Genomic DNA, 15,036 nt, shown 5'->3' with positions numbered 1-15,036 from the left:
GACCCCATGCCCCACCGGCTTTCGTTTCCGCTCTTGATTCTGGCCTGTCTGCTCGCCCTGCTGGCGGGGTGTTCGTCCCTAGGCCCCGGCAGCGTGGGCCGCGACCGTTTCGACTACAACACCGCCCTCAACGAATCCTGGAAGCGGCAGATCCTGCTCAACGTGGTCAAGATCCGCTACGTGGAGCCGCTGTTTTTCGTGGACGTGGGCCAGATCGTGGCCGGCTATTCCCTGGAAACCGGAGTGAGCGCGGGGTTTTCCCGCCAGATGTTCGACTTCGACGCCAACCACGCCAACGTGGGCAAGCTCGATCTGGGCGCGACCGCCAAGTACACCGACCGCCCCACCATCACCTACACGCCCATGACTGGCACGCCCTTTCTCAAGGGGGTGATGTCGCCCATGCCGCCGCTCAACGTGCTCATGAGCATACAGTCCGGCGTATCGGCCGACTTTCTCTGCAAGTTGGGGGTGGGCTCTATCAACGGGATCCGCAACGAAACCATCGGCGCGGCGGGATATCGCCCCCCCGATCCCCAATACGCCAAGGTGGTGGCGCTTCTGTCCGAGCTGCAACAGGCCGGGGCCATCCGCGTGCAGGCCGAGGGCGCCGATCCCAACACCCCGGCCCGGGGGCGGGTGCGGGTGGCCTTCGGGGGCCGGGGGCTGCCTGCCGACGTGCTGGCCAAGGCCGGCGAACTCAAGGCCCTGCTGGGCCTCGACCCGGCCGTGGAGCTCTACGACGTGGTCCAGGCGCCCACGGCGGATACCCCCCGCCAATTCGCCCTGCAGACCCATTCGCTCATGCACATTCTGGCCGCCGTGGCCGTGCGGGTGGAGATCCCGGAAGAAGACATCAGGGCCGGACGGGCCATCCCCGGCGTGCGCGAAAGCGTCGGCGCGCTCACCCCGCAGGGGCTCGCGGTGAAAAGCAGCGCGACCAAGCCCGCCGACGCCTTTGTCTCGGTCTTCTACCGGGGACGCTGGTTCTACGTCGAAGACGGCAACCTGCCGACCAAGCGGGTGTTTTCCTTCATCATGTTGGCGTTCACCCTGCTCGATGGGGGCAAGCGCGACTCCACGCTCCAGCTCACCCTGCCCGCCCAGTGAGCCAGGCCGGGGACCGGACCCGCTCCGCCCGGCCAGCCGATACCGCGTCCATGAAAAACATGCGTCTGTTTTTCAAGAAGAAAAACAATACGCTCAAGTCCTTCTCCACACGACCCGCCGACGCGTGCTTCGCGGACGCCCTCTAGAACTCGCCTTCGGGCCACGTGCAGCACGACGACGGCCCGCGCAACAACTGGCGGCAAAACGACACCGCGCTCTTGGCCGCCATCTTCAGCTTGGCCACGTCCTCCGGGTCGAGGGGGACGGAAAGATCGGTGTGCCGGTCTATGCCGTGGTCCGTGACCACCACGTACCCGGTGAGCGGCACGTCCGCGCGCTCGAACACCGCCCTGGCGCACCCGGCCGAGCAGCCGTCCAGCACAAGGGTCTCGCCGGCCTGACGGGCGCGGGCCACGAAGTCTTCGAGCCCTCCGCCCACGCCGGCCAGGCAGAACATCTTGCCAAAGCCTTCGCCGGAAAGCTCCACCGCCACCCGGTTGGCCAACTGGCCCACGTTGCACCCCCCCGAACAGGAGAGAATCATGAGTGTGTTTGATTTGTCGTTTGCGGAGTCGGACATGTCGGCTTTCCTCCTGGGAAGTCAGGTTGACCGGCGCGCGCCGCCGGGCTCGCGACCTGCGCAAGCCGCGACGGAAGCGACGCCTGGGGACGTGGTAGAGGAAAACGGCCGTTTCGTCAGCCGGGAGTTTGCCCGCTCAGCACCTGGCCGCCTCGGCCAGGCGCGCTCCCAGATCCCGAGCCCGGGCCTGGTCCAGGGGAAAGACCTCCTCGCGGCGTTTGGCCTTGGCCACCGGGTCCCAACAGGTGGACAGGTATTTCGAGTAGTCGTCGAACTGGTAGGTGTCCGTGCACAGGAACAGCTCGCAGGAGCCAAGCGTGCGGGCCACGCTGCCGCGCGTGCGTTCCAGCAGCACGTCCTGCCTGAAGGCCGGGATGTCCGACTCCTTGATGTTCATGGTGTAGACGAACGCCGTGGGCAGGACGCGACCGAAAAGGGAGGCGTAGCCCGGCGTGTAGGTCAGGAAGGGAAAGAGCAGGCGCTCCAGAAAGGCGCGCATCTGCCCGGTTTCGACCCCGAAATACAGCGGCGATCCCAAAAGGAGCGCCCCGGCCTCGCGGACGCGCGCCAGGATCGGGGTGATGTCGTCTTGCATGGCGCAACGGCCGTAGCTCTTGCCGCCGATTTTCTTGCAGGCGAAACAACTGGTGCAGCCTTTGTAGTCCAGGCCGTAGAGGTGGACACATTCGGTCTCGGCCCCCCTGTCCTTGGCGCCCTGCAAGGCCTGGTCGAGAAGCGTCGCGGTGTTGCCCTTTCTTCTGGGGCTGCCGTTGATGGCGAGTACGTTCATGGAACCTCCTGGTTCGGAAATACTTCCGCACTGCATGCCTGATAGCGCCGGGGGGGCGCATGCGCAATCGCTTCCCGTGAGGATACTCGGGCACCGCCGGGAAACCATGGCCGCGCGAAGCGAAAGGCTGGGCCGTGCGGCCCTTCCCCTCCCCAGGCGCGGCGCGCGGGGATTGCCCAGGGGCCGCCCGGGTGCTAGACCCCCGGGCCAGGAGGACGACATGGCCCTGAAACCCGACAAAAACGTCTATCTTATCGGCCCCCGGGCCTGCGGAAAAACCACCCTGGGCCGGATGCTGGCCAAACGCCTGGAGCGGCCTTTCGTGGACCTGGACGAGGCCTTTGTCCGGCATACGGGCAAGACCGTGGCCCAGGTGGTGGAGACCGAGGGCTGGGAGGACTTTCGCGCCCTGGAAAGCGAAGTGCTGGCCAATGAGGCCGACACCGGCGGAAAGGTGGTGGCCACGGGAGGCGGCGTGGTGCTCAAGGAGCCCAACCGACGCGTGCTGGCAAAGGGCGTGGTGATCTATTTGCAGGCCGACCCGGAACGCGTGGTGGCCACGCTGTTGGCCGAACTCAATCCCGACCAGCGCCCGGCCTTGACCGATCTGCCCCTGGAAGAGGAAGTGCGGCGCACCCTGACCGAACGCGAGCCCTTTTATCTGGCCTGCGCCCACTTTGTGGCCCCGGAAAGGCCCCTGGAAGAACAACTCGAACGCCTGGAAGGCGAACTGGCGCGCTGGCCGAGCTAGAGCGGTCGGGCCCGGGGCGGGCGCGCACCGTCCGCACGCCGCAGGTCCCAGGTGGGCGCGCGGCGCGGCTTCAGGCGGACACGGGCCGCCGGTCCCCGCGTCCCCGCGCCGGCATGGGCATGGCCCCACGCTACATGTCGCAACGCAGGTCGCTGTCCTCGTGCATGGGCGACACGGAGAACTGCCCGGTGGATTCAAGCACGGCGCGCCAGTAATCCGTGGAAAGATTAAGCTTTTTGCGCCGGCGGGTGACAAGCTCCAGCGGCAAGTGCACGTAGCGTCCATAGAGCTTGCTCACCACCATTCCGGTCTTGCCGGCCATGGCCGCATGCACGGCGAACTGCCCGAGAAAGCCGCAATAGACCCGGTCGTTGGCGTTGGCCGGCACGGACCGGATGATATAGCTCGGATCAATGTTCTTGAGCGTGTGGGGAATGCCCCGCTCGCCCAGATACCTGCCGATCTCGTCGGTGAGCAGCCCCGTGATGTCCGCCAGGACCGGATTGCCCGAGGCGTCGGTCTGGGCGGTCTGGGCCAGGAGATGCTGGCCCGCTCCCTCGGCCACCACGATGACGGCGTGATGACGGTCGGACAGGCGTTTTTCCAGCGCGGGCAAAAGCCCGTGCTCCCCGTGGAGCTGGAAGGGGTCCTCGGGCACGAGCACGTAGTTGACTTCCTTGAGCGCCAAGGTGGACTGGGCGGCGATGAAACCGGATTCGCGCCCCATGACCTTGACCAGGCCGATGCCGTTGAGCACGCCCAGGGCCTCGGTATGGGCGCAACGGATGGCTTCCGCCGCTTTTTCCACGGCCGTGTCGAAACCGAACGACGACGTGACCAGATTGATGTCGTTGTCGATGGTTTTGGGAATGCCGATGATGGCGATCTTGGTGCCGCGCTTTTCCACCTCTTCGGAAATACGCATGGCGGCCTTCATGGTGCCGTCGCCGCCGATGATGAAGAGCACGCCGATGTTCAGGCGCTCCAGGGCGTCCACGATATCCTCGGGCGGCTGGGGACCGCGCGAGGAGCCCAGCATGGTCCCGCCGAACTGATGGATGTCCGAGACGTTTTGCGGGGTCAGCTCCACCACCTCGTGTCCGTAGCCCGGAATAAATCCCTGCAAGCCGAAACGAATGCCCAGGATGGCGGCCAGGTTGTAGTTGTGGTGGGCTTCCATCACGATGGCCCGAATGACGTCGTTGATGCCCGGGCACAGCCCGCCGCAGGTGACGATGGCGGCTTTCACCTTGGCCGAGTCGAAATAGATGTGGCTTCTGGGTCCGGCCGCTTCGAAGACCGCGTCCCCGTCCTTGGCGTCTTCGAGTTCCTCCGGCGAGAGGCGCACTCGTACCTTCTGCTCGTCGGAGACAAAACGGCAGTAGGGCAGGGGCGAAGGCGTCTTGGCCGGTCCCAGGGTCTTGATGCTGACAAGGTAGGGCGTATTCTTGGCGCGGCTTGGCATGGGCGGCTCCGTGCGACGGTTTGGAAAATTCGCTTCGGTATAGCCCAGGCCCGGAAAAAATCAAAGGTTCGCCTGGCGTCTTTTCCGGATTGTCCGCGGGGCGAATCCCCCCTTCCCGCCCCGGGCAGGGAATCCTTTCGGACATTTTTGTAATATCAGACCGTTCTGTAACATTTCAGACAATTTTGAAACATCCTTTCCTCCCCTTTTTCCGCTGATCCGGGACGGACTCCCCAAAGCGCGCGACCCCGGGGCGGAGCCGCGCTCCTCCCCGGGGTCGTCCGGTTGACGCCGAATATCCGGCGAAACTTTCGCGTCGATCGCTACAACCGGCCGCACATGCGACGGTAATTGTCACATTCCTGGCGGCAGGTGAACGGACAGGGTTCCTTGGAGAACCACTTCCGACTCGGGCACCAGTAGGAGCCCCGAAACGGTTCGTTGCAGCCCCCGGAGAGGCCGGTCTTTCTGGCCTTGCCGCCGAAACGGATGGTATCGCCCGAGGTGGTTACGTTCCACAGCGCCATAGCGGTGTCCTCCTTGGCGTGGCGTTCGTTGTTCGGAAATGTTCTTGCACAAAACGGACCAACGGCGCGCACTGGCGGGGGGAGCGAAAAGCCGCTACAGACCTCCCCAGGACGTTCCCGCAGGGGGGACGTTCGCCCCGCAACCCGAACCGCGCACCGAACCAGGGGGATTTCGTGGGCATACTCTCCGCAAGCGGCAGCTTCACCCGCTACGCCATCGTGGAGGACGTCACCGGCCAGCTCGCGCAGGAACTGCCCGAGCGTCTGGCCAAATACGCCTTTCGCGACATCGACGACACCTCGGACGAACGCTCCTACGGCTTCGTCTGCCTGGAAGACTGGCTCGACAGCCACTGGCGGGCCGCTCCGCCGGAAAAGGCCCACTACATGGCCTTTTCCATGCGCCTGGACACCAGGCGCGTCAGCCCCGCCGTGATGAAAAAACACCTGCTGCTCGCCCTGGCCGCCGAAAAGCAGGCCCTCAAGGAGCAGGGAAAGAATTTCATCTCCAAGGATCGCAAGCAGGAAATCAAGGACCAGACCCGCCTCAAACTCATGGCTCGGGCCCTGCCCGTGCCGGCGGTGTTCGACGTGGTGTGGAATCTGCGTGACAACAGGGTCTATCTGGCCACCACCAACTCCAAGGTTCGCGCCCTCTTCGAGGACCTCTTCACCCTGGCCTTCGACCTGCACCTGGAGCCCTTGACCCCGTACTTTCTGGCCCTGCGCCTGGCGGATCCGGCCAAGCGCCAGGCCCTGGACGATCTCGAACCCAGCCCCTTCGCGGCCGGTTAAGGAGGGCTCAGCATGGATCTTATCAAGGCCGCCCTGCAGGATGTGGTGCTCGGGCAGGATTTTCTCACCTGGCTATGGTTCAAGAGCGAAAAACAGGGCTGGCTCTTCAAGCAGGCCGACGGGCGCGAATTCAACGTCTATCTGGAGCAGCGCCTTTCTGTGCGCGGCGGATCGGGCGAGAACGTGGAAAAAGCCGTCGTGAGCGGCCCCCACGCCGAGTTCACCGAGGCCAAGCTGGGGCTTCGCAACGGCAAGCTGGTGGACAAGGCCCAGATCCGTTTCGAACGCGAAGGCGAAACCTGGATGGTGCAACTCGGAGCCGACGACTTCACCCTGTCGGGACTTCGCACCCCCAAGATCGAAACCCGCCTGGAAGAAGGCGACGACCCGGACGCGCCCTTTCTGGAAAAAATGTTGCTCATCGAGATCTGCCTTGAATTTCTCGACACCCTATACAAACAGTTTCTCTCCGTACGGCTCACGCCGGACTGGAACGACGAGATCCGCTCGTTTCGCGGCTGGCTGGGGGAAGGGTAGAATCGACTTTCCCGCCGCCAGACAAAAAGGCTTCGAACCTTCCCGGTCCGAAGCCTTTTTGCATGGTGCGCGGCGCGCTTGAACGCGCCGGCGCTGCTACTTCAGGTACTTGAGGAAGCCCGACGAGGGCGTGAGCACCACCCTGGAGTTGTCGTGCAGGGACTTCCGGTAGGCCTCCAGGCTGCGCTGGAAGGCGTAGAACTCCGGCGACTGGCCAAGGGCCTCGGCGTAGATCTTGGTGGCCTCGGCGTCGCCCTGGCCCCTGGTCTTTTCCGCATCGCGGTTCGCGTCGGCCAGGATGACCGTGCGTTCCTTCTCGGCCCGGGACTTGATCTTGGCCGACTCCTCCTGCCCTTCGGAGCGGTAGAGCTTGGCCTGGCGTTCGCGTTCCGTACGCATGCGCCCGAAGATGGCCTTTTCGTTTTGGGGCGGAAGGTCCGTACGCTTGATGCGCACGTCCAGAATCTGAATGCCCATGTTCTTGACCGCGTCGTTGACGTTGCTGGTCACGATGGCCATGATCTCGGCCCGCTTGGCCGAGACCACTTCGTCCAGGGTGTAGTTGCCGATGGCCACGCGCACCTCGGCGTACACCAGGTCGTCCAGGCGGGACTGGGCCCGGCTGGTGGTGCGAAGCACCCGGTAGAACTGCAACGGGTCGCTTATGCGCCACTTGGCGTAGTTGTCCACCACCATGGTCTTCTTGTCCTTGGTGAGCACGTCCGCGGACTTGGCGTCGTATTGCAGAATACGCGAATCCAGGGTGACCACGTTCTGAATGAAGGGCAGCTTGAAGTGCAGCCCCGGCCCCAGCGGCCCGGCCACGGGCTTGCCCAACTGCAAGACGATGGCCTGTTCGGTCTCGTCCACGGTGAACACGCTCTGCGAGGCCACGAGAAGCGCCACGGCGCACACGACGGCGATGACGATGGTCTTGCGCATGGTTACTCGCCTCCCTTGGCCTTGGCCTTGGCCTTGCCCTGCCCCAGGCGATCCAGCGGCAGGTAGGGCACGGTCTGCTTGAGGGCCTCGTCGGTCATCACGATCTTCTCCACGTCGGGATTGGAAAGGATTTCCTCCATGGCTTCGAGATAGAGGCGCTCACGGGTCACGTCCTTGGCCTTGTTGTACTCGGCCAAAATGGACGTGAACCGGGCCGCCTCGCCCTGGGCCTTGCGCACCACGGATTCGCGGTAGGCCTGGGCGTCGTTGAGCACGGCCGCGGCCTGGCCGCGCGCCTTGGGCAGGATGTCGTTCAGGTACGATTCGGCCTCGTTGATGACCCGGTTCTTGTCTTCCAGGGCGCTGGCCACGTCCTTGAAGGCGTCCATGACGTCCTTGGGCGGGTGCACGTCCTGCAACTGCACGGCGGTGATGGTCACCCCGCAGTTGTAGCGGTCGAGCACGGACTGGAGCAGGGCCTTGGTCGTGTTCTGGATTTCGAGCTTGCCCGTGGTCAGGGCCGAATCGATGTTGTTGTTGCCGATCACTTCGCGCATGGCCGCCTCAGCCGCGGCCTTTACGGTATCGCCCGGATCCTTGATGCGAAAAAGCCATTCCACCGGGTCGCCGATCACGTACTGCACGATGAATTGCACGTCGATGATGTTCTCATCGCCCGTGAGCATGAGCGCTTCCTCGGGCACGGGCCGGTACTGATAGCCCACGCCGTCCTTGGAGCCCGTGGACCGAAACCCCACGGACACGCTCCGGTTCTGCGAAACCTTGGGGGTCAGCACGCTTTCCACCGGAAAGGGGATGTGGTAGTGGGGGCCGGGCCCGGCTGTGCGCTCGTAGGCGCCGAAACGGCGTACAACGCCCATTTCATCTGGCTCGACGATATAGATGCCCGAGAGCAGCCAGAGGATGACCGCCGCCAACACCAGAAGTTTGGGGCCGCCGGGAATGTTGAGGTTGAAATTCGTCAAGCGCTTGAGATCGTCGCCCAGATTGCGCAAATCCGGGCCCGGGCCATACTGGCGCTGCCGTTTTTCTTGTAGCTTCTCCCAGTCCCAATTCATCGGGAACACTCCTTAAAACACGTAAAGAACGTGGACTATGAAACCCATTACGTCAGACATTTTCCGTGCATACGACATTCGGGGGATCGTGGACAAGGATTTTGACCCCGAGTGGGTGGAAGTTTTTGGCCAAGCCTGCGGGACCTATTTCCTGAAAAACGGCCTCACCCGGGCGGTGATCGGCCACGACGCCAGGCTGTCCTCGCCCGGCTACCAGCAAAGCCTGGCCCTGGGGCTTTCCCGCGCGGGCGTGGACGTCATCGCCCTGGGGCTCGTGTCCACGCCCATGCTCTACTACGGAGTTAAGAAGCTTTGCACAAGCGCCGGGGTCATGGTCACGGCCAGCCACAATCCTCCCGAGTTCAACGGGTTCAAGGTCGTGGCCGGCGAGTCCACCATCTATGGCGACGAAATCCTCGAACTCTACCGCATCATGGCCCGGGGACGCTTCGACCAGGGCCAGGGGCTCATCAGCGAGCACGACATCGCCCCCTCCTACATCGAGGAACTCTCCTCCCAGACGCGGCTCACCCGCCCCCTCAAGGTGGTGGTGGACGGCGGCAACGGCGCGGCCGGCCTGGTCACGGCCGAGGTGCTCAGGCGCAGAGGAGCCCGGGTGACCGAACTCTATTGCGAGCCGGACGGCCGATTTCCCGGCCATCACCCCGACCCGGTGGTGGAGGAAAACGTGGCCGAACTCATCCGCACCGTGCGCCAGATCGGCGCCGACTGCGGCATCGGCCTGGACGGCGACGGCGACCGCCTGGGCGTGGTGGACGAAACCGGCACGCTCCTGTTCGGCGACCAGTTGCTGGCCATCTACGCGCGCGAGACCCTGAAGGATCATCCCGGCGCCACGGTCATCGGCGAGGTGAAGTGCTCCCACCTGGCCTACAAGGACATCGCCGACCACGGCGGCGTCCCGGTGATGGGGGCCACGGGCCACTCCCTGATCAAGGCCCGCATGCGCGAGACCGGAGCCAAGCTGGCCGGCGAAATGAGCGGACACATGTTCTTCGCCGACCGCTACTACGGCTTTGACGACGCCACCTACGCGGCGCTTCGCTTCTGCGAGGTGCTGGACCGCCACCCAGGCGTCCCGGCCAGCCGATTGCTGGAAGGTTGGCCCAAGACCGTCAACACCCCGGAGATTCGTTTCGACTGCCCGGACGCTATCAAGTTCGCCGTGGTGGAACGGGCCAAGGAGTATTTCCGCTCCCGCTACGACATGATCGACGTGGACGGGGCGCGGGTGGTCTTTCCGGACGGATGGGGGCTGGTCCGGGCCTCCAACACGCAACCCGTGCTGGTGCTGCGCTTCGAGGCCGAAAGTCCCGAACGCCTGGCCGAGATTCGTTCCCTCATCGAAACCCCGCTGGCCTCCTGGGTGGCGGAAATGAGCTGAGGCGTGCGCTTTCGGAGAACCATCGCCGCCGCCGCGATCCTGGCTCTGGTCGTGGGACTGGGAGTCTGGCTGTCGGGACGCAAGTCCCTGGACCCCGTCGTCCTGGCCACGGGCGAAGTGAAGCGCGGCGAAGTGCGCAAGGTCTTGCAGGCCACGGGCATCGTCAAGGCCCAGGTGGGCGCCATTGTGCGCATCGGAGCCAGGGCCACGGGCACGATCCAGGAAATGCGCGTGCGTGTGGGCGACGCGGTGCATGCCGGAGAGGAAATCGCCCTCATCGACGACCGCGAACTCATGGCCCAGCGCGATCAGGCCGAAGCCACCCTCGAAAAGGCCAAGGCCGAGGAACTGCGCGTCGCCGACATCTACCCCCGGCGCATCGTGGAGTCCGAAGCGCAGTTGAAGCTTTCCCAGGCGCAATACGACTACGCCAAGGCCAACGCCGCGCGCCAGGCCCAACTCTTCGACCAGAAGCTCGTCTCGCGCGATACCCTGGAGACCGCCCAGCGCGAAAACCTGGTTTCGGCCAACACCGTGCGCGCCCGCAAGGCCACCGTGGAGCTCAACAAAACCGAGTTCACCCGGGAAAAGGTGAAGGCCCGCAAGGCCGTGGAAGAGGCCGCGGCCGCCCTGCGGACCGCGGAAACCCGCATCACCTACACCCGCATCGTAAGCCCCATCGACGGCGTGGTCAGCCAGGTGAGCGCCCAGCAGGGCGAGACCGTGGTGGCCGGTCTCCAGGTGGCCAACCTCATCACCGTGCTCGACCCCGCCCGGCTGGAAATGTGGATCTACGTGGACGAAACCGACGTGGGCCAGGTTAAACCCGGCATGGCGGTGGAATTTCGCGTGGACGCCTATCCAGGGGTCCTGTTCGCCGGCAAGGTGGACACCATCTATCCCCAGCCGGAAATCAAGGACAACATCGTCTATTACCAGGCCCTGGTGCGTCTTTCCCCGGAAAACGCCACCAGGCTCCGCCCCGAAATGACCACCCAGTGCCAGATCGTGGTGCAGGTCAAGCCGGACGTGCTCACCGTGCCCAGCGCGGCGGTGAAATGGGTGGACAACGAGCAGGTGGTGTTCGTGGTGGAGGACGGGAAAGCCGAACCGGTCAAACCCAAACTGGGCGTGACCGGCCTGTCGGAAACGGAAGTGCTTTCCGGACTTTCGGCCGGGCAGGTGGTGGCCACGCGAATCGTGCTTCCGGGCGCGACCAAAAAGCCGGCCTCCGCGGCTCACAGGTAGGCGCTGCGTGGCGGAGCGAACGGGCATGGTGCTCGAAGACGTGACCAAAGCCTATGCGCATGCGGGCGTGGTGACCGAGGTGCTGCGCGGCGTGTCGCTGTCCATCGCGCCGGGCGAGTTCGTGGCCTTGCAAGGGCCGTCCGGGTCGGGCAAATCCACGCTCCTGCACATTCTTGGCCTGCTCGACCGGCCCACCTCCGGGCGCTACCTGTTTCAGGGCCAAGACATCGCCGGCCTTTCCGACGACACCCTCTCCGGGCTGCGCAATCAGTCCATCGGCTTCGTGTTCCAGAGTTTCTACCTCATCGCCTACGCCACCGCCCTGGACAACGTGCTCCTGCCCGGTCTCTACGGCCCCCGGCCCCAAGCCGAATCGCGCAAGCGCGCCCTGGCACTCCTGGACCGGGTGGGCCTGGCGGACAGAGCGGGCCACAAGCCCTCCCAGCTTTCCGGCGGACAACAACAACGTGTGGCCCTGGCCCGCGCCCTGGTCAACGACCCGGACGTCATCCTGGCCGACGAACCCACCGGCCAACTCGACTCGTCCACCTCGGCCGAGATCATGGACCTGCTCGCCCAGGTGAACGCCCAGGGCAAAACCATCGTCGTGGTCACCCACGACGAACACACCGCAGCCTATGCCACACGTCGCGTCCTGGTCGCAGACGGCCGCCTGGTCTGAGCTCCACCGACGGGCCCGCGCGGGATATCGCGCCCTGGCTCTGGCCCTGCAAGTGCTATGGGCCTACAAACTGCGCTCGTTTTTCGTGATTGCGGCCGTGGCCCTGGGGATCGCCGCGCTCACCATCATCATCGCCGCCGTGGACGGCGCCAGACGCAAAGCCCTGGAAATAGCGGAATGGTTCGGCCCGGACGCCGCGCTCGTGTTCGGCGGCAACATCGAAACCCGGGCCGTGGGGCAACGCACCCTGACGCTCACCCCGCGCGACGCCCAAGCCATCGAGCGGTCGCTGCCGGGGGCGTATCTGGTGGTGCCCATGCGCTCCAAGGGGAAAGTGGTGCTGCGTCACGGAAACCGCAACTTCACCACTAACGTGCTGGTCGGCGCCACGGCCGGGTACGCGCAGGCCTGGAACTGGCCCCTGACCGAAGGGCGCGACCTTACCGAAGAGGACGTGCTCCATTCGGCCAAGGTCTGTCTGCTGGGCGATCAGCCCGCCCGGGAATTGTTCGGCGACGCCAACCCCATCGGCCAGATCATACTCGTGCAGGACCTTCCGGTTCAGGTGGTTGGCCTGCTGGAATATCGCGGCTTTACCCCGGGCGGCTCGGGAGGTTCAGTGGACGATCGGGTCATCATGCCCCTCTCGACCCTGACCCAGCGTTTTCACCTGGATCGCAACACCTATCGCGCCTTGCGGGTCAAGTTTCTCGATCCCGCGCACATGAACGCCCACGTGGAAAACCTGCGCGCGCTTCTGCGCTTCAACCACAAACTCCGGACCGAAGACCCGGACGACTTCACCATTTTGTCCGCCGAGGAGATTCTCAAGTTCCTCACCATGATCACAGGCGGCATCCTGGTGTTCCTGGGGGTGACCGCGAGCACGGCCATGGTTGTGGGCGGCTTTGTGCTGGCCAACCTGCTCTATCTTTCCGCCAGCGAACGCCAGGAGGAAATCGGCATCAAAAAAGCCATGGGAGCCACCGCTTCGGCCATCCTGCTCCAGTTTCTGGCGGAATCGGTTCTGCTCACCCTGTGTGGCGCCGGACTGGGCGTGGGGCTCGGACTGGCCATGGGACAACTCCTCGCACGCCTGGGCGTACTGCAAATCGTCCTCTCCGCCAAACTTTTTTTGTTGGCCACCGTGGCCGCGCTGGGCATAGCGCTGGTCTTTGGACTCAAACCCGCACGCTTCGCCGCCTCCCTGGACCCCATCGAAGCCCTGCGCGGCGGCCTGTAAGGCCGCCCTGGGGCAAGCCCAATGCCGGAATTTTCAAACCGAAGGGCATCAACGCCCGCGCACCGGGATGGCCGCCGTTGCGAAACTCAACCCTTGGCCTTGGTAAAGACGATGAGCGGACAGTTCTTGCAGATGTCCGCGCCAGGGAAAGGATGCCCCAAGCGCGTGATGGACGCCCCTCCAGTGGTGTTCGCGCGTTCCATCATGCGCTCCACCAAAGCCGGCATATGCGCGCCGGGAATGGAAACGTTCACCTCGCCGCGCTCCATCTTCCCGGCGTTGTAGTTGCCGCTGCACGCCAGATACAGGTTGGCCGCGCCGGATTCATACACTCGCACATTGCCGCCGCAAGCCGCGGAATTGGCCGTGATCACGCACTGCATGGGATGCACGCCCTGACTGGCCATCCAATCCGTGACCAAATGGTAGGCCTGCATGTTGTCACAGCAGAAATGCACCACGTCGGGCGCCTTGGACGCCAAGCCCAACGGTTCAAGCCCGATGGCCAACAGGTTTCGTCCCTGAAAGGTGGCTTTGTCCGCCACGATTTTTTCCGGCGGCAAGGCCTTCGAGGAGTACTTTTGGTGGCTTTTTATTTCCGCCTCGTCCATGCCTTTCCATCCGAACACGTACTTGGCGTTGCCGCAGCCGAGTTTCTCCGGTTCCAGCAACACTCGAATGCCTTCCATGCGCGGTCCGAGCTCCGCCTGGCAAAAGGTGACCGGTTTGACCGGCAGATGATATTCGCCGGCCTTGGTGAAGTCCTCAACGCCCTGACGGTCGAAAAAATAGGTGATGGCCACGGGATGGTGCATGAGGCGAAGCTGCCCCATGAGCGCTTCCTGCAAAAACGCCGGGGAAGAATTCATCATCGAAACCTCTCGGAGTGTCTTCGCGCATGAACGACATGCGTCGAAGGGTTAGTCTTCATTATGTTACGATAAACATAATTGTATCAGCCATCAAGCTTTTTCCCAGTCCCGACCAGGACTTAGACGGATACGTTTCCAAACATGCACAAACCCTCGCGCCAGGGCTGGTGAAGCGCGTTCCTTCTTCCTGTCAGGCATTGCCGATGAGCAAGCCCGCCGCAAAAACCAGCGCGCCGCCGAGTCCGACTTGCAGAGCGGCGGTGGAGACCGCAGTGTCCATGTAGCGCGCGCGAATCCAAGTTATGGAGCCCAGCTCGACGGCGACCACAGCGAAAGCCAAAAGCAAGGCAACATGATAATTCGGTATGGCGAACGGTAAGGTGTGGCCTATGCCACCAAGCATGGTCATAAGTCCGCAAATGAAACCGCGCAGCCAGGGATGGCCGCGTCCCGTGACACTGCCGTCATCGGAAAGGGCTTCGGCAAAGCCCATGCTGATCCCCGCCCCGACCGAGGCGGCCAGTCCCACAAGAAACGCTTGCCACGTGTCGTGCGTGGCGGCCGCGGCGGCAAAAACCGGCGCCAGGGTGGAAACGCTGCCGTCCATGAGACCGGCCAATCCCGGCTGCACGATCTGGAGCACAAAACGCCGTCGTTCGGCCCAAGCCTCGTCGGCCAGGGTTTTGCTGTCCAAGGCGCGCTTTTGTATTTCCTCCACCTTGGCTTCATGCTTGCGCTCGGCCTGAGCCAGGTCGTCGAGCAAACGTCGCACATCGACATCCTGACTGCGCGCGGCCGCTTTTTCATAAAATCGGCGGGTTTCTTCCTCCATCCGCGCGGCCTGGGAACGCACCACGTCCAACCCGAGCGGGCGAGTGAGCCACACAGGCTTGCGGCCCACGAAACCCGAGACATCCTGGCGGCGGATGAGCGGAATATGGTCGCCGAACTTGCGGCGGTACAGCTCGGTGAGCAGCCTGCGGTGCCCGACTTCCTCCTGCTGCATGGTG

At 64.1% G+C, this 15,036-nt stretch carries 16 protein-coding genes (1 of these 16 running past the window's edge); 8 read left to right on the top strand and 8 right to left on the bottom strand.

What is annotated here, in order from left to right; translation table 11 throughout:
* The first annotated feature begins 6 nt into the window (after positions 1 to 6).
* Entirely contained in the window at positions 7 to 1,110 is a 1,104-nt protein-coding gene (locus ACYQ01_RS15680) for a hypothetical protein (RefSeq protein ID WP_459934793.1), read from the top strand.
* 142 nt (positions 1,111 to 1,252) lie between these two features.
* On the opposite strand, the gene ACYQ01_RS15675 is transcribed toward ACYQ01_RS15680, so the two are convergent.
* On the bottom strand, positions 1,253 to 1,690 hold the full coding sequence (locus ACYQ01_RS15675; RefSeq protein WP_459934792.1) for a putative zinc-binding protein: 438 nt from the start codon (positions 1,688 to 1,690) through the stop codon (positions 1,253 to 1,255).
* Positions 1,691 to 1,826: 136 nt separating this feature from the next.
* Entirely contained in the window at positions 1,827 to 2,480 is a 654-nt protein-coding gene (locus tag ACYQ01_RS15670) for a flavodoxin family protein (RefSeq protein ID WP_459934791.1), read from the bottom strand.
* A 220-nt stretch (positions 2,481 to 2,700) separates the two neighbouring features.
* Here ACYQ01_RS15670 and aroL point away from each other — a divergent pair, with 220 nt between their 5' ends.
* The gene (gene aroL, locus ACYQ01_RS15665) at positions 2,701 to 3,231 is read left to right on the top strand and encodes a shikimate kinase AroL (RefSeq protein ID WP_459934790.1); all 531 of its coding nucleotides are present in this window, start codon (positions 2,701 to 2,703) and stop codon (positions 3,229 to 3,231) included.
* A gap of 130 nt (positions 3,232 to 3,361) precedes the next feature.
* Here aroL and ACYQ01_RS15660 read toward each other — a convergent pair whose 3' ends face one another.
* Positions 3,362 to 4,696, bottom strand: a complete 1,335-nt coding sequence (locus tag ACYQ01_RS15660; RefSeq protein WP_459934789.1) for an ATP-dependent 6-phosphofructokinase — start codon at positions 4,694 to 4,696, stop codon at positions 3,362 to 3,364.
* Between the two features lie 323 nt (positions 4,697 to 5,019).
* On the bottom strand, positions 5,020 to 5,223 hold the full coding sequence (locus ACYQ01_RS15655) for a hypothetical protein (protein WP_459934788.1): 204 nt from the start codon (positions 5,221 to 5,223) through the stop codon (positions 5,020 to 5,022).
* 174 nt (positions 5,224 to 5,397) lie between these two features.
* Between ACYQ01_RS15655 and ACYQ01_RS15650 the strand changes: the two genes are divergently transcribed.
* Together ACYQ01_RS15650 and ACYQ01_RS15645 are read left to right on the top strand one after the other, a co-directional pair.
* Positions 5,398 to 6,018 carry a hypothetical protein gene (locus tag ACYQ01_RS15650; RefSeq protein ID WP_459934787.1) on the top strand — a complete coding sequence of 207 codons (621 nt, stop codon included), beginning with the start codon at positions 5,398 to 5,400 and terminating at the stop codon, positions 6,016 to 6,018.
* Between the two features lie 12 nt (positions 6,019 to 6,030).
* Positions 6,031 to 6,555, top strand: a complete 525-nt coding sequence (locus ACYQ01_RS15645; RefSeq protein WP_459934786.1) for a hypothetical protein — start codon at positions 6,031 to 6,033, stop codon at positions 6,553 to 6,555.
* Positions 6,556 to 6,651: 96 nt separating this feature from the next.
* Here the strand turns inward: ACYQ01_RS15645 and hflC are convergent, their stop codons facing one another.
* Together hflC and hflK are read right to left on the bottom strand one after the other, a co-directional pair.
* The gene (hflC, locus tag ACYQ01_RS15640) at positions 6,652 to 7,497 is read right to left on the bottom strand and encodes a protease modulator HflC (RefSeq protein WP_459934785.1); all 846 of its coding nucleotides are present in this window, start codon (positions 7,495 to 7,497) and stop codon (positions 6,652 to 6,654) included.
* Positions 7,498 to 7,499: 2 nt separating this feature from the next.
* Complete coding sequence (gene hflK, locus ACYQ01_RS15635; protein WP_459934784.1) at positions 7,500 to 8,576, bottom strand: FtsH protease activity modulator HflK; 1,077 nt, start codon at positions 8,574 to 8,576, stop codon at positions 7,500 to 7,502.
* Positions 8,577 to 8,613: 37 nt separating this feature from the next.
* Between hflK and ACYQ01_RS15630 the strand changes: the two genes are divergently transcribed.
* From ACYQ01_RS15630 to ACYQ01_RS15615, 4 genes are read left to right on the top strand one after another with little or no spacing between them, the layout of a single operon-like run.
* A complete protein-coding gene (locus ACYQ01_RS15630; protein ID WP_459934783.1) occupies positions 8,614 to 9,981 on the top strand; it encodes a phosphomannomutase/phosphoglucomutase in 1,368 nt (455 codons plus the stop codon).
* A 3-nt stretch (positions 9,982 to 9,984) separates the two neighbouring features.
* Positions 9,985 to 11,229, top strand: coding sequence for an efflux RND transporter periplasmic adaptor subunit (locus ACYQ01_RS15625; RefSeq protein WP_459934782.1), 1,245 nt, complete (start codon positions 9,985 to 9,987; stop codon positions 11,227 to 11,229).
* Between the two features lie 25 nt (positions 11,230 to 11,254).
* Complete coding sequence (locus ACYQ01_RS15620; protein WP_459934866.1) at positions 11,255 to 11,911, top strand: ABC transporter ATP-binding protein; 657 nt, start codon at positions 11,255 to 11,257, stop codon at positions 11,909 to 11,911.
* Positions 11,868 to 13,154 (top strand): ABC transporter permease, encoded by a 1,287-nt coding sequence (locus ACYQ01_RS15615; RefSeq protein ID WP_459934781.1) that lies wholly within the window; start codon positions 11,868 to 11,870, stop codon positions 13,152 to 13,154. Before ACYQ01_RS15620 ends, ACYQ01_RS15615 begins: the two co-directional genes overlap by 44 nt.
* 86 nt (positions 13,155 to 13,240) lie before the next feature.
* Here ACYQ01_RS15615 and ACYQ01_RS15610 read toward each other — a convergent pair whose 3' ends face one another.
* Both ACYQ01_RS15610 and mbfA read right to left on the bottom strand, forming a co-directional pair.
* Positions 13,241 to 14,023, bottom strand: a complete 783-nt coding sequence (locus tag ACYQ01_RS15610) for a DUF169 domain-containing protein (protein WP_459934865.1) — start codon at positions 14,021 to 14,023, stop codon at positions 13,241 to 13,243.
* Between the two features lie 193 nt (positions 14,024 to 14,216).
* Positions 14,217 to 15,036: the 3' portion of an iron exporter MbfA gene (mbfA, locus tag ACYQ01_RS15605; protein ID WP_459934780.1), read on the bottom strand. It continues 137 nt past the right edge of the window; the window shows 820 of its 957 coding nt (coding positions 138–957); its start codon lies off the right edge, out of view — the gene reads right to left on this strand; the stop codon is at positions 14,217 to 14,219.

Source organism: Fundidesulfovibrio butyratiphilus (assembly GCF_054657235.1).
Note: the sequence above shows the minus strand (reverse complement) of the source record. Positions and strands in the feature narration are given on the sequence as shown.